Origin of the sequence: Pseudoduganella guangdongensis, from assembly GCF_009857475.1 — a bacterium.
GTDB lineage: Bacteria > Pseudomonadota > Gammaproteobacteria > Burkholderiales > Burkholderiaceae_D > Rugamonas > Rugamonas guangdongensis.
Map to the genome: position 1 here is coordinate 17,425 of NZ_WWCJ01000023.1, position 13,594 is coordinate 31,018.

Genomic DNA, 13,594 nt, shown 5'->3' on the forward strand with positions numbered 1-13,594 from the left:
GTTAGAACTGCATGGTCGCCATTACTGCAACGCCTTTGGCCTTGTAGCTGCCGGTGCCGGCCAGCGGCGTGCCCGTGCGGCGGTCCTTGAAGGCAGTGGCGCTGAGCTGGATCTTGCGCGTGGGCTGGTAGACCAGGCCGACGTTGGTGCTGCGCGTGGTATCGCTTGGGTCGCCGTCGAAGTAGACATAGGGCAGGCGCTCAAAATTTCGTTTCTCGCGCTTAACGCCGGCATTGGCCTGCAGCTTGGCGGAAATATCCCAGCTGGCATTCACGCTGGCGCCCTTGTTGACGCTGTTGTTGACGATGGTGCTTTCCACGGCGGCGAATTCACGCCAGGCGTCGGCGCTGAAGCGCAGCTTCTGACGTGGGCGCCAGGTCACATTGACGCGCCCGTTCAAGCCACTGGTATCGCGCTCGGCGAAGGTGTCGTGCTTGCGCTTGGCATAGCCGGCCAGCAACTGCACTTGCGTGATATCGCTGTACAGCCAGTTGATGTTGGCCTTCAGCTCGTCCTGGTCATAGTTCTGGTCGAGGAAGGTGGTGCCGATGCGCAAGGGGTTGAGGAAGCTGCCCTTGATCTTGCGCGCCACCAGCCCTACCCGGCTGCCGCTGGCGGCCAGGTAGTCGATGCCCAGTTCAACCCGGTCTTCCTTGCGGTTGTTCAGGCTCTGCGCGGCCAGCTCGTAATCGAAACGGTCGCGATTGAATCCGGTACGCAGGCGCCAGCTGGGATGGAAGCGCCAGCCGCCGTTGGCATAGGAACGCCGCTGCGTGCGCAAGTTGCGCTGGTCGACGTGGAAGTCATTGAACGGCGTCAGCACTTGCTGGTAGCTGGCGCCGATATTGCCGTCGAAACGGTTGCCGAGCACCCAGGCCCAATCCAGCACGGCATCCTTGCCGTTGTAGTTGAGCTGTTCGTAATGATCGAACGTCACACGCGACAGCTTGGCATGGCCCGTGAGCCGCTGCCGGCCGATCGGCCCATCCAGCAGGATGCCGCCCTGGGCTTGCGTGGAGCGGTCGGAGCGCTGCACGCCCGGCGCCGTGTTATCCGGCAGGCGCAGCAGGTTATTGTCATAGCTCGAGCCCAGCGTGACGAAGGGCTTGATGGTGTCGCTGATGTCGGCAGCGGCGGGACAGCACGCCAGTGCCGCAGCCAGCGCCAATGGGGTGGGCAGGATGCGCATATTTTTCTTCTCACCAATAGATCCAGCTACCAGTTGTCACGACCCAGGCCGCCAACAGGCCATTGGTCACGGCATGTCCCACAATGGGAGTCCACAGCGTTTCGCTGCGCATATACAGCCAGGTGTAGGCGAGGCCCGCGACGATGCCGGCCAGCCAGAGGTTATGTTCGCTACCGAACAAAAGAATCGAGATAATTGCCGCGCTAAGCCCTGCGCGCGCCGGACGCAGTAACAGGAAGTCACGCTGCACCAGCCAGCGCAGCAGGAAAGAACGCCAGAACAGCTCTTCCATCAGCGGTACCACCAGCGTGGCGCCTGCGGCGCGGATGGCAATCAGCGGCCAGTCGATGTGGCCGTCCGCGCCCGCCGGATCAAAGACGCGCGGGTTGCCAAAATGCATCCACTCGAGATCGAGCAGCAGCCACAGCACAAACACCAGCGCGCCAATAAGCGCCCCCCACAGCACATGGCTGTGCGACGGCCGGTCGCGCAACTCCTGGTAATGCTGACGCCAGGCAATCAACATCGCCAGCACCAAGGTAATCTGGATCGGATAGAGCCAGCGCAGGCTGGCCGGCTGGGCGCCAAAGCGTTCCAGCACGTCGGCCAGTACGATGAAGGCGATATAGGTAGCAAATGGCAACACGCGCGGCAAAGCGGGGTTACCCTGCCAGGCAAGAGGGAAAGCAGACGCGCGCGCCGCAGCGGCGTGCGGCTGTTGTGGAACGCGCTCTGGTGGCTGCTGGTTCGTCACAATATCTGCCTTCCCGTTGGTTATGCCGAGACTGTCGTGCCTCGGCATTAAGGTTGTCAGATATTACAGCGCGCAATCGTGCGCAAGCGCACGAAAGTGAGAAACAGCAAGGAGTGGATTGAGTTACATCAAACGTTGTTGCGGGATTCGATTTCTTCCCAGCGCTCCAGCGCGCTCAACAGTTCCGCTTCGATTTGTGCAATACGGTCATTGAGGCGCTTCGCTTCGGCCGGTGTCTTTTTATAGAAGTCCGGGTCGGACAGCGTGATGTTCAGCGCGGTTTGCTCGTCTTCCAGTTTAGCGATGAGCTGCGGCAATTCTTCCAGCTCACGCTGCTCCTTGTAGCTGAGCTTTTTCCCTTTGGCCGGCGCCGCTGCTGGCGCGGCGGCAGGTGCGGCGGCGGCAGCCTGTTTGGCTTCCACCTTCTTCGCCACTGGCGCAGCATCGCGCACGCGCTCCCAGTCGCTGTAGCCGCCCACATATTCCTTCCACTCGCCCTGCCCCTCGGCAACGATCACTTGCGTCACCACGTTGTCGAGGAACATGCGGTCGTGGCTGACCAGGAACACGGTGCCAGGGTAGTCCTCCAGCAGTTCTTCCAACAGTTCCAGCGTGTCGATATCAAGGTCATTGGTCGGTTCATCCAGCACCAGCACGTTGGCTGGCTTGGCAAACAGGCGCGCCAGCAGCAGGCGATTGCGCTCGCCACCGGAGAGCGAGCTCACCAGCGAACGCGCACGTTGCGGTTCAAACAGGAAGTCGCCCAGGTAGCTCATGACGTGCTTGCGCTGGCCATTGATTTCCACCCAGTCGCTACCAGGGGCGATGGTGTCGGCCAGGGTCGCGTTGTCGTTCAATTGCGCGCGCATCTGGTCGAAGTACGCCACCTGCAATTTGGTGCCCTGCTTGACCATGCCGCTGTCGGCCTGCTCTTCACCCAGGATCAGTTTCAGCAGCGTGGTTTTGCCGGCGCCGTTGGCGCCGATCAGGCCGATCTTGTCGCCGCGCAGGATGATCGAGCTGAAGTCGCGCACGATAACTTTTTCGCCGTAGGCCTTGTTGACGTTTTCCAGTTCCGCCACGATCTTGCCCGAGCGCTCGCCGGTGCCCACTTCCAGGCGCACCTGGCCTTGCTGGTCGCGGCGCGCCGCGCGCTGTTCGCGCAGGCGCTCCAGGCGGCGCACGCGGCCCTCATCGCGCGTACGGCGCGCTTGCACGCCCTTGCGGATCCACACCTCTTCCGCCGCCAGCACCTTGTCGAACTTGGCGTTCTCGATTTCCTCAATCGCCAGTTGCTCCGCCTTGCGGGTCTGGTAGGTGGTGAAGTTGCCCGGGTAGGACATCAGGTTGCCGCGATCGAGTTCAATGATGCGGGTCGCCACGTTGTCGAGGAAGGAACGATCGTGGGTAATGAACAGGATGCTGCCCTTGAAATCGCGCAGCAGCGCTTCCAGCCACTTGATGGAACTGAAATCCAGGTGATTGGTCGGTTCGTCCAGCAGCAGCACTTCCGGCGCACCGACCAGGGCGCGTGCCAGCGCAGCGCGCTTCTTGGTACCGCCGGACAGGGTTTCGATCAGCACCGAGCCATCCAGGTTCAGGCGACCGAGCACGGTTTCCACTTTATTCTTCAGGTTCCAGGCATCGCCCGCATCGAGTTTCAGCTGGATGTCGTGCATGCGCTCCATCAGCTTGTCGTCGTCGCCCTGGCCGAACTGGCCGGTCAGCTCGTCGTACTCCTTCAGCAGCGCAGGCAGTTCGCCCAAGCCGGACGCCACCGCGTCGTACACGCTCTGGCCCGGCTCGAATTGCGGCTCCTGTTCCACGTAGACGATCTTCAGGCCTTGCTGCATGACCAGCAGGCCATCGTCCAGCTTCTGCATGCCGGCGATAATTTTCAGCAGGGAGGACTTGCCGGTGCCATTACGGCCGATCAAGCCGACGCGCTCGCCGGTTTCCAGGGAGAATTCGGCGTGGTCCAGCAGGGCGTGGTGGCCGAAGGCGAGTTGTGCGGATGATAATGAAATGACGGCCATGGGAGTGCAAATCTAGACGGGAAAACGCGCATTTTACCTGTTGCCAGCCCGTCAGCTATAATTGCGCTCGCTTTGCGTCCTCTCCGTAGCACAATGGATAGTGCACATGCCTCCTAAGCGTGGGATACTGGTTCGATTCCAGTCGGAGGGACCAACAGCGCTTCCACGGGAACTTTCCCGCCCCTCCCCTGTCCTACCTCAATATCCCCGCACCCAGACAAGGCAAAGTAGAACGATCTACTTGCGGAGGCTGCTATGGATACCGAAATTCGTCTTGTGAAGGTCGAGAAGGAAGTGGACTCTCTGAAGGTTTTGACCGAAAAAAATTCTCAGGCAATTGAAAGCCTGCGCGAAGCCATGGATCGCAGGTTCTCAGATGAGCACGCTTGGACTGAACGGCAGTTTGCGGAACTTCGTAAGGAAATGAGTACCAACCTACGTTGGACTCTAGGAATCATGCTGACCGGCTTCACCGCCATCCTCGGCATTTTGGGCCGGACTGGCGGTCTGTACTAATTACTCCACAAACGGCTCGACGGTGACGTGCTTGCCGACCAGACGGGCGTCGGCCACGGCGCGCAGGGGCGACATGTCGAGGTCGGACTGTCGCGCGGCAATCAAGCGGGCGAAGTGTTCGTACATGCGCGGGTATTCGCGCTCCGGCTCGTCCAGAACCAACTTGCCATCCACCTCCATCACTTTGCCGCCCATGTGCAGCGCCATCGTCTCGCCGTTGACGGCGGCGACGTGGATGCTCCAGGTTTGCTCGCCCTCCTGCAGGAAATCGAAACAGGCTTCGATCGGGACGCCCGCGCCGCCTTGCATGCGCAGCTCGGCCTGGATTGGCTCATTGCAGTTGGACGGCACGCGCAACTCGGCACCCTGCACCACCACGCCACCACCCAGCAAACGGGTCAGGATGGACAGCGAATTGATGCCGGGGTCGAACACGCCCATGCCGCCCGGTTCGAAGATCCAGCGCTGGCCGGGATGCCATTGGCGCACGTTCTCACGCCATTCGATGCGGATGGCGGCGATGCTGCGCGCCGCCATCCATTCGCGCGCGGGCTCGACGCCCGGTGCGAAGCGCGAGTGCCAGCCGGCGAGCACGGTCACGCCGTGAGCGGAGGCCAGCGCGTGCAGCGCTTCGCCTTCGCCCAAGGTGGCGGCGGGCGGTTTCTCAAGGAAGACGTGGCGGCCGGCGGCAATGGCTTCCTCTGCGATCGCTTGCCGCACTTGGGGCGGCGTGCAGATGGCGACGGCTTCGATTTCCGGGTGTGCTTGCAGCATCTCGTCCAGGCTGCGATAGACGTCCAGTCCCTCCACTGAACTGCGCGGTGAGCAGCCGGCCACCAGTTCAAGTTGAGGATTGTTGCGGATGGCGGGGATGTGCTGGTCGACAGCGATCTTGCCCAGGCCGACCAGGCCGATCTTCAAGGTAGCCAGGCGAAAGCGTGATTCAGGCAGGCCGCGCACATCCAGCTGCTGCATGAACAGGCCGCCCGACTGCGGCGCGGCGTCCAGGCGCGCTGCGCTCATATCCTTGCGGGCGGTGGTCACGAACAAGGTGTCGAGCGCGCTGCCACCGAAGGCCGGGCAGCTTGGCTGGGGAACGGGCAGCGCGACCACGCGCTCCACTTTCCCGTCGGGCGTGAAGCGGACCACCTTGCTGGCGCCCCAGCGCGCGCTCCACAGGCCGCCCTGCGCATCGATCACCGAGCCATCAGGCTCGCCGGCCACGACATCGGCAGCGACGAAGACACGCTGCGCGCCGATGGCGCCGGTCAATGGATCGTAGTCGCAGCAGCGGATTGCCCCATCCTGCGAATCGGTGAAATACATGGTGCGGCCATCGGGGCTGAAACAGATGCTGTTGGCGATGGCGGCGGGCGGCAGCGGCAGGCGCTCCAGCGACAGGTCGGCATTCAAACGATAGAAGCAACCGATCGCCTCTTTCGGATTGCTCGCCTCATTAAACATGCCGAACACGAAGCGCCCCTGGCGGTCGCAGCGGCCATCGTTAAGGCGCGTGCCAGGCTGCTCTGGCGCCACCTCGCAAATGCGGGTCAGCTCACCGCTGGCGAAGTCGAAGAACGCCAAGCCGGAGGCCAGGCCAAGCAGCAGGCGCTGGTCATCGTCGGTCAGGGCAAAACAGCACAGGCGCTCCGGCATCGGCCAGCTTTGGGTTTCGCCGCTGGCCGGAGTGTGGGCGTACAGGACCGAGCGCTGTATATCCGTCCACAGCGCGCGCTGGGTACGGTCGCACCACAACACGCATTCGCCCAAGGTATTCCGCCCATCCACCAGTAACTGCATGTTTCCTCCTGTTTGCATGACGTTCATTCTAGCCGCGCCCCGGAAAAGCCGCATGGCGGCATATCGCTTTGATATACCTCGCGTGCGTTTATTCATGCTTTGCGCATGGATGGCGCCATTACACTGGCCGCATGAAGATTACCAAACTCACCACCTATCGCATCCCTCCAAGGTGGATGCTCCTGAAAATCGAGACCGACGAAGGCGTAACCGGCTGGGGCGAACCCGTCATCGAAGGCAAGGCGCGCACTGTCGAAGCGGCGGTGCACGAGTACGCGCCGTACCTGGTGGGACAAGACCCGTCCCGCATCAACGACCTGTGGCAGATGATGTACCGCGCCGGTTTCTATCGCGGCGGCGCCATCCTCATGAGCGCGATTGCCGGCATTGACCAGGCGCTGTGGGACATCAAAGGCAAGGTGCTGGGCGTGCCTGTGTACCAGTTGCTTGGCGGCCTGGTGCGCGACAAGATGAAGACCTATAGCTGGGTCGGCGGCGACCGTCCGGCGGATGTCATCGAAGGCATGCGCCGCCTGCGCGAGGCGGGCTTTGACACCTTCAAGATGAACGGCACCGAGGAACTGGGCATCATCGACAGCGCGCGCAAGGTGGATCAGGCCGTGCAGCGCGTGGCCGAGATTCGCAGCGCCTTCGGCGATGCGGTCGAATTCGGCCTGGACTTCCACGGCCGCGTGGCCGCGCCCATGGCCAAAGTGCTGCTGCGCGAACTGGAGCCATTCCGCCCGCTGTTCGTGGAGGAGCCGGTACTGGCGGAGCAATATGAGGTCTACCGCGCGCTGGCCGACCACACGGCCATCCCGCTGGCAGCCGGTGAGCGCATGTACTCGCGCTTTGAGTTCAAGCACGTGTTCCAGCAAGGCGGCCTGTCCATCGTGCAGCCCGACCTGTCGCATGCCGGCGGTATTACGGAATGCCTGAAGATCGCCGCCATGGCGGAGGCCTATGACATCGCCCTGGCGCCGCACTGTCCGCTCGGACCGGTGGCGCTGGCTTCCTGCCTGCAGGTGGACTTTGTCTCGCACAACGCCGTGCTGCAGGAGCAGAGCATGGGCATTCACTACAACCAAGGCGGCGAAGTACTGGACTACGTGAAGAACAAGGAAGACTTCAAGCTCACCAACGGCTATATCCAGCCGCTGCCCAAGCCGGGCCTGGGTGTGGAGATCGATGAGGAGCGCGTGATCGAGGCAAGCCGCAACGCGCCGGACTGGCGCAACCCGGTCTGGCGCCACGAGGACGGCAGCATCGCCGAATGGTAAAGGAGTGAAGGCATGGCGTTTGACGGACGGGTACTGCTCAACTATGATGGGGAAGCCCTTGCCGTCAGAACGCAGATGTCCGATCCTCGCTCACAACGCTTTGTCCGCTCCTACCTGAAAACCAAGCACCTGGTGCTGTTGGTGGAACTTGGCCGCCATGGCTCGATCATGCATGCGGCGCAGGCGGCCAACCTGACCCAGCCTGCGGCATCCAAGCTGCTGGGGGAGCTGGAACATGCCCTGGGCGTGCCCCTGTTCGAGCGCCTGCCGCGCGGCGTCGAACCCACTTCTTACGGCAAAACCCTGATCCGCCGCGCCGGCGCCGCGCTGGCGGAAATGGATGCAGCCCACCAGGAAATCATTGAACTGCAGTCCGGCCTGCGCGGCCGGGTCGCCGTGGGCGCCATCCTGACGCCGGCCGCCACCCTGGTGCCGCCGGCCGTGACCCTGCTCAAATCGCGCCACGCGCAGCTGCATGTCTCGATCGATGTCGACAGCAGCCGCCAGCTGCTGGACCGCCTGCGCGCGGGCGAGCTGGATATCGTCATCGGCCGCGTGACCGATGCGGCGATTGCGGGCGAACTCAATTTCGAACCGATTACCGACGAGCCGCACTGCCTGGTGGCGCGCAAAGGCCACCCTTTGCTGCACGGCGGTGAAGTCACGCTGGCGCAACTGGCGCGCCAGACCTGGATCCTGCCGCCGGAGGGCAGCGTGGTGCGCGAACGCCTGGCCGCCCTGTTCATGTCGCAGGCGCTGGAGCAGCCGTCGGAGACCATTTCCACCATGGCGCTGCCGGTGGTCACCCAGCTGCTGATGGGGAGTGATATGGTGGCGCCGATGGCGGTGGAGCTGGTGCAGCCTTTCCTGGACAGCGGCCTGCTGGGCACCCTGCCGATCGACCTGCACCTGCGTATGGACGTGTATGGCTTCATCACCCGCCGCAACCACAAGCTGTCACCCGGCGCCGAATCCATGCTGGAAACGCTGCGCGAGCTGGCCTGCTATGCCAAAAACTGATAGCTGGCCGCAAAAACTGCCATAGCTGGCCAGCAGGTGGGCGCGTAGCATGGCTCCATGAATACGTCCGCCTCTGCTCCCAAACACGTACTCGGCATCGACTGGGGAACCAGTAACCGCCGGGCCTATCTCATTGATCCAAGCGGCGAGTGCCGCGCGCGCCATACCGACGACCAGGGCATGCTGGCTGCCCGTCCGCACTTCGCCCAATCCATCGACCACCTGCTGGCCGCCATGACGCTGCCGCTGGACACGCCAGTGATCGCCTCCGGCATGGTGGGCAGCGCGCAGGGCTGGCATGAAGTGCCCTACCTCGATATTTCGGTGCCGCTGCACGAGCTGCCCGGCCGCCTGCTGCGCGCTGCGCCCAACCGCTTCATCGTGCCGGGCTATTGCCAGCGCGGCGCGGAAGTCGATGTCATGCGCGGCGAGGAAACCCAGCTGCTTGGCGCCCTGGCGCTGGGCCGGGACGACGGCTGGGTGGTGCTGCCCGGCACCCACAGCAAATGGGTGCTGCTGCGCGCTGGTGCGATTCAGCAGATCCGCACTTATATGACTGGCGAGCTGTTTGCAACGCTGGGGGCGCATGGCACCCTGGCGCCGCTGTTGGGCGGGCCGGAGGATGCCGACGCTTTCACGGCCGGCATCGACGCGGCCCGCCTGCGCGCGCCGTTGAGCAATGCCTTGTTCCGCGTCCGTGCCCGCGTGGTGTCCGGCGCCATGCCGGCTGCCCATGCCCGCTCTTTCCTGAGCGGACTGCTGATCGGCACCGAGTTCGTGGCGGCGCAGGATATGTCGTCCAGCGTGGCGTCCATTTGCTCGCCGGCGCTGCAGCAGCACTACGCGGTTGCCGCCGCCCAGTTCGGGATCACGCTGGAAAGCCTGGATCCGGATCGCGTTTATTGCGCCGCCCTGGCGCGCTTCTTCGATTGAGAGCCTTGATGAATCCACACCAGTTTGAACTTCCCCTGGTCGCGATCTTGCGCGGTTTGTCCCCAAGCGATGCGCCGGCGGTCGGCGCGGCGCTGTTCGAGGCCGGCTTCCGCCTGCTGGAAGTGCCGCTGAACCGACCCGGCGCGCTGGAGTCGATCCGCGTGCTGGCCGGGATGGCGCCGGACGATGCGATAGTCGGCGGCGGCACCATGTTGACCGTGGCCGATGTCGATGCGGTGGCGGCGGCAGGCGGCCGCCTGTTCGTCTCGCCCAACTGCCGCCCGGCGGTAATCGCCCATGCCGCCGCGCGCGGCATGCTGTGCGCGCCTGGCGTGGCCACGCCGACCGAAGCCTTCGATGCGCTGGATGCGGGTGCGCACGCGCTCAAGCTGTTCCCGGCTGAATCGATTGGCGTGGCGGGGGTAAAGGCGCTGCGCACCGTGCTGCCGGCCGGTACGCCGCTGTGGCCTGTGGGCGGGGTGACGCCGGAACAACTGCCGGCGTGGAAGGATGCCGGTGCCACCGGCGCCGGCATTGGCAGCCAGCTGTATGCGCCAGGCGTCGCACTGGACGCGCTGGCGCAGCGCGCCGCCGCTTACGCGGCCGCCTGGCGCGCGTAAATCACTGCCAGCAGCACGCAGACTGCGGCCGAGCCTACGGCAAAGCCGCGGTCCACCGCGAACAGGCGGCGTTCCACCACCAGCGCTTTTGCAGCGCCATCCCGTTTGCCGGCGAGGCTGATCATCACCATGCCTGCCACGACTGCGAAGAACACCAGGAACATGCGGTCGATGAAGGGGATTTCATACACGCCGCTGCCATTGTCGGCAGCCCAGCCGATCGGCCCCAGGAAGGACAGGTCCATCATCTGCGGCAGGAACTTGAGGATGACCGAGAACACCAGGCCGCCCACCGTCGCAAACATGGCTGCCGCACTGGTGGCTTTCTTCCAGAAGAAGCCAAGCAGGAACATGGCGAGGATGCCGGGCGAGACGAAGCCGGTGTATTCCTGGATGTACTGGAAGCCGCCCTTCTTGTCGATGCCCAGCATGGGGGCGATCAACACGGCAATCGCCATGGCCACCACCACCGAGACGCGGCCAACCCAGACCATGCGTTCTTCGCTGGCCTTCGGGTTGATGCGGCCGCGATACAGGTCGAGCGTGAAAATGGTGGCGATGCTGTTTGCCTTGCCGGCCAGCGAGGCAACCACGGCGGCGGTCAGCGCGGCGAAGGCGATGCCTTTCAGGCCGGAGGGCAGCAATGCCAGCAGGGTCGGGTAGGCGCGGTCGGGATTCAGCTCACCGCCTTCGCGCAGCGCGCCGCCCAGGGCGCCAGATTGGTCCAGCGCATAGGCTGCGATACCCGGCAGGACGACGATGATCGGCATCAGCAGCTTGAGGAAGGCGGCGAACAGCAGGCCTTTGCGGGCGGTCGGCAGGTCGGCGCCGAGGGCGCGCTGGGTGATGTACTGGTTGCAGCCCCAGTAGTTCAAGTTGGCGATCCACACGCCGCCGATCAGGATACTCAGGCCCGGCAGGTCCATATAGCTTGGGTGGTCGCGCGAGAGCACCATGTCGAAGTGGCCGTTGGCGCGCGCCAGCAGCTCGCCGGCGCCGGCGATGGCGCCCTCCTTGCCGGCCAGGCCAGCCACCAGGTCGAGCGCGAGCCAGGTGGTGACCAGGCCGCCGATTATCAGGCAGACCACCTGGATCACGTCGGTGTAGCCGATCACCTTCATGCCGCCCAGGGTGATGACGGTGGCGAACAAGGCCATGAACAGCATGCAGGGCAGCACGCCGACGCCGGACACGCTATTGATCGCCAGCGCGCCGAGGTAGAGGATGGAGGTCAGGTTGACCACGATATACAGGCCAAGCCAGAACAAGGCCATGGTCATTGCCACGCCCTTGCCGTAGCGCCGTTCCAGGAACTGGGGCATGGTGTAGATGTGGTTCTTCAGGTAGACCGGCATGAAGAAGATGGCGACCACGATCAGGGTGGCGGCGGCCATCAGCTCATACACGGCGATGGCCATGCCGATCTTGAAGCCGGCGCCGCTCATGCCGATGAACTGCTCGGCCGAGATGTTGGAGGCGATCAGGGAGGCGCCGATGGCCCACCATGTCAGCGAGCCCTCGGCCAGGAAGTAGTCGCGCGAGGCGGAGCCGGAACCGGCGTTCTTGCGCCGGTAAATCCAGAACCCGTAGGCCGCCACCACGACGAAATAGACAAGGAATACGACGGTATCAAGCGTAGTTATTTTCATGGGTGCTTTGTCTCCTTAATAGCAGGAGATTAACGTATTCACTTGCCAACAGTTATGCGGAAAGCACTTCCTGCTATGAATTTCTGAGATAACAGCGCAACGGCCCAAGCGATCCGCCGCGAGAGACAATGCCTGGCCTGAGGCGGCGGATTGCCGGGCTGTACTAGCTGTGGCAATATCGTGGCCTATGAAAAGCCTCTACTCCCTGCTGCTCGCGGCCAGCATTGCCCTGCCCCTGCAGGCCTGCGCCGAAACCTATCATATCTATGTGAGCCGGCACGGCGAGAAGGCCGTGTCGGAGAGCAAGGACCCGCCGCTGACGGCGGCAGGCGAGCAGCGCGCGCACCGCATTGCGCTCATGTTGAAGGACGCGGGCATCAAGCAGGTCTACAGCACGGCCTACCAGCGCACGCGCCAGACCGCCACGCCAACAGCGCAGCAATTCGGCGTGCCGGTGCAAACCTATGACCCGGGCAAGCACGCGGAGTTTGCAAAGCAGCTGCGCAGCGCCGCTGGCGGCAACGCGCTGCTGGTGGGCCATTCGAACACGGTGCCGGACCTGGTGCGCCAACTGGGCGGCGAGCCCGGCGCGGAGATTGCGGACGACGAGTACAGCCGCCTCTACCAGCTCACCTTCACCGACGACGGCAAAGTCGCCACCCGCGTCCTGAGCTCGCAGCCGTAATTACCGCCATGCCGGCCAGCAGCAGCAGCCACGCGGCCGGCTCGGGCACCGGGAAGATCGCCCACACCTCCATGGCGCCATACGTGACATTGGGCGATTTATAGTCGCGCCCATCGAGCAGGCTGGAGTCGAAGTTGCTGCGCACGGGGTCGATATAGGAATACATGCTTGAATAGCCGCCGTTGGTCAGGTCCCACGGCACGTACAGGTCATGCCCGGCGCCGAACACCGGGCCGACGCGCGCGTCGTTCCAGGTCTGAAAGGAGCCGACCGTGTCCAGCGCATAGGTGCGCGGGGTTTGGCGGCTGATGTGGCGCCCGGTCAGGTTGAACAGAAAGGCCGTGCGCAGCTCGTTCTCGGTGGTGATATTGAAACTGCCGCGCGAATGCCAGCTTTGCGGATTGTAGCCGCCCACCTTGAAGGTTTGGCCCAGTTCGGTGGTCGCCTCCATCACGGTAAAGGTACGGCCCTTGCCATCGACAGCGGCATGGAAATCGGCCGCCGTCTGGCCGTCGCGCTTCTTGTACAGGCGCTCCAGCCTGATTGGACCATTTCCCAGCCATCGCGCCAGCTGGGTTTTGTCCGCCTCCGTCAGCAACGGCGTCGCGCCGTATGCCGCAGGCAAGGCTAGCAAAATGATTGCGCCGAGCAGGCGCGTGAGGAACTTGGCCATGGCATGACACCTCCACGGCCGACTATATCACTTCAAAAAAATTATGCGGGCACGACTGCCGTGACTTCGATTTCGACCCGGGCGCGCGGCTCCAGCAGGCCCGCCACCTCCACCGCCGTCATGGCCGGATAGTGCTTGCCGATCAGTTCACGGTAGATGGCGCCGATCTGCGGGTAAGCGCCCACATACTCATGCTTATCGACCACGTACCAGGTCATGCGGGCAATGTGTTCCGGGCCGCCGCCCGCCTCTTTCAGCACGGCCAGCACGTTCTGCAGCGCTTGCCGTACCTGGCCGGCAAAATCGTCGGTCTGGAACTGGCACTCGGCATCCCAGCCGATCATGCCGCTGACAAACACCATGCGGCCGCTGGCCGCAATCCCGTTGGAATAGCCGCGTGGGCGGGCCCAGCCCGGCGGTTGCAAGACTTGCATAGTGA

General features: G+C 63.7%; 13 protein-coding genes, 1 tRNA gene and 1 pseudogene. 7 read left to right on the top strand and 8 right to left on the bottom strand.

Annotated elements, in window-relative coordinates:
* Position 1: 1 nt before the first annotated feature.
* From epsL to GTP41_RS22990, 3 genes are all read right to left on the bottom strand, one after another.
* Entirely contained in the window at positions 2-1,189 is a 1,188-nt protein-coding gene (gene epsL, locus GTP41_RS22980) for an XrtB/PEP-CTERM-associated polysaccharide biosynthesis outer membrane protein EpsL (RefSeq protein WP_161027922.1), read from the bottom strand.
* Between the two features lie 10 nt (positions 1,190-1,199).
* The gene (locus tag GTP41_RS22985; protein WP_371867384.1) at positions 1,200-1,943 is read right to left on the bottom strand and encodes a CAAX prenyl protease-related protein; all 744 of its coding nucleotides are present in this window, start codon (positions 1,941-1,943) and stop codon (positions 1,200-1,202) included.
* A 128-nt stretch (positions 1,944-2,071) separates the two neighbouring features.
* Entirely contained in the window at positions 2,072-3,979 is a 1,908-nt protein-coding gene (locus tag GTP41_RS22990) for an ATP-binding cassette domain-containing protein (RefSeq protein ID WP_161027924.1), read from the bottom strand.
* A 79-nt stretch (positions 3,980-4,058) separates the two neighbouring features.
* On the opposite strand from GTP41_RS22990, the gene GTP41_RS22995 reads away from it, so the two are divergent.
* Positions 4,059-4,133 (top strand) — tRNA-Arg (locus GTP41_RS22995).
* Between the two features lie 101 nt (positions 4,134-4,234).
* Entirely contained in the window at positions 4,235-4,495 is a 261-nt protein-coding gene (locus GTP41_RS23000) for a hypothetical protein (protein WP_161027925.1), read from the top strand.
* On the opposite strand, the gene GTP41_RS27210 is transcribed toward GTP41_RS23000, so the two are convergent.
* Together GTP41_RS27210 and GTP41_RS27500 are read right to left on the bottom strand one after the other, a co-directional pair.
* Positions 4,496-5,470, bottom strand: coding sequence for a Gfo/Idh/MocA family protein (locus GTP41_RS27210; RefSeq protein ID WP_202419855.1), 975 nt, complete (start codon positions 5,468-5,470; stop codon positions 4,496-4,498).
* Positions 5,471-5,536: 66 nt separating this feature from the next.
* Positions 5,537-6,391: pseudogene (locus GTP41_RS27500) on the bottom strand (SMP-30/gluconolactonase/LRE family protein); the annotation flags it as partial.
* Positions 6,392-6,426: 35 nt separating this feature from the next.
* Here GTP41_RS27500 and dgoD point away from each other — a divergent pair.
* From dgoD to GTP41_RS23025, 4 genes are all read left to right on the top strand, one after another.
* A complete protein-coding gene (dgoD, locus tag GTP41_RS23010) occupies positions 6,427-7,575 on the top strand; it encodes a galactonate dehydratase (RefSeq protein ID WP_161027927.1) in 1,149 nt (382 codons plus the stop codon).
* Positions 7,576-7,650: 75 nt separating this feature from the next.
* Positions 7,651-8,595 carry a LysR substrate-binding domain-containing protein gene (locus GTP41_RS23015; protein ID WP_161027928.1) on the top strand — a complete coding sequence of 315 codons (945 nt, stop codon included), beginning with the start codon at positions 7,651-7,653 and terminating at the stop codon, positions 8,593-8,595.
* Between the two features lie 57 nt (positions 8,596-8,652).
* Positions 8,653-9,528: a 2-dehydro-3-deoxygalactonokinase gene (locus GTP41_RS23020; protein WP_161027929.1), complete on the top strand. Its 876-nt coding sequence runs from the start codon at positions 8,653-8,655 to the stop codon at positions 9,526-9,528.
* Between the two features lie 8 nt (positions 9,529-9,536).
* Positions 9,537-10,148 carry a 2-dehydro-3-deoxy-6-phosphogalactonate aldolase gene (locus tag GTP41_RS23025; RefSeq protein WP_161027930.1) on the top strand — a complete coding sequence of 204 codons (612 nt, stop codon included), beginning with the start codon at positions 9,537-9,539 and terminating at the stop codon, positions 10,146-10,148.
* Here GTP41_RS23025 and GTP41_RS23030 read toward each other — a convergent pair.
* Positions 10,124-11,797, bottom strand: coding sequence for a sodium:solute symporter family transporter (locus tag GTP41_RS23030; RefSeq protein ID WP_161027931.1), 1,674 nt, complete (start codon positions 11,795-11,797; stop codon positions 10,124-10,126). The genes GTP41_RS23025 and GTP41_RS23030 overlap by 25 nt on opposite strands.
* A 187-nt stretch (positions 11,798-11,984) precedes the next feature.
* Between GTP41_RS23030 and GTP41_RS23035 the strand changes: the two genes are divergently transcribed.
* Complete coding sequence (locus GTP41_RS23035) at positions 11,985-12,482, top strand: SixA phosphatase family protein (protein ID WP_161027932.1); 498 nt, start codon at positions 11,985-11,987, stop codon at positions 12,480-12,482.
* On the opposite strand, the gene GTP41_RS23040 is transcribed toward GTP41_RS23035, so the two are convergent.
* Both GTP41_RS23040 and GTP41_RS23045 read right to left on the bottom strand, forming a co-directional pair.
* A complete protein-coding gene (locus GTP41_RS23040) occupies positions 12,433-13,155 on the bottom strand; it encodes a PEP_CTERM-anchored TLD domain-containing protein (protein ID WP_161027933.1) in 723 nt (240 codons plus the stop codon). The two genes, GTP41_RS23035 and GTP41_RS23040, sit on opposite strands and share 50 nt — an antisense overlap.
* Before the next feature lie 41 nt (positions 13,156-13,196).
* Positions 13,197-13,589: a RidA family protein gene (locus tag GTP41_RS23045; RefSeq protein WP_161027934.1), complete on the bottom strand. Its 393-nt coding sequence runs from the start codon at positions 13,587-13,589 to the stop codon at positions 13,197-13,199.
* Between the last annotated feature and the right edge of the window lie 5 nt (positions 13,590-13,594).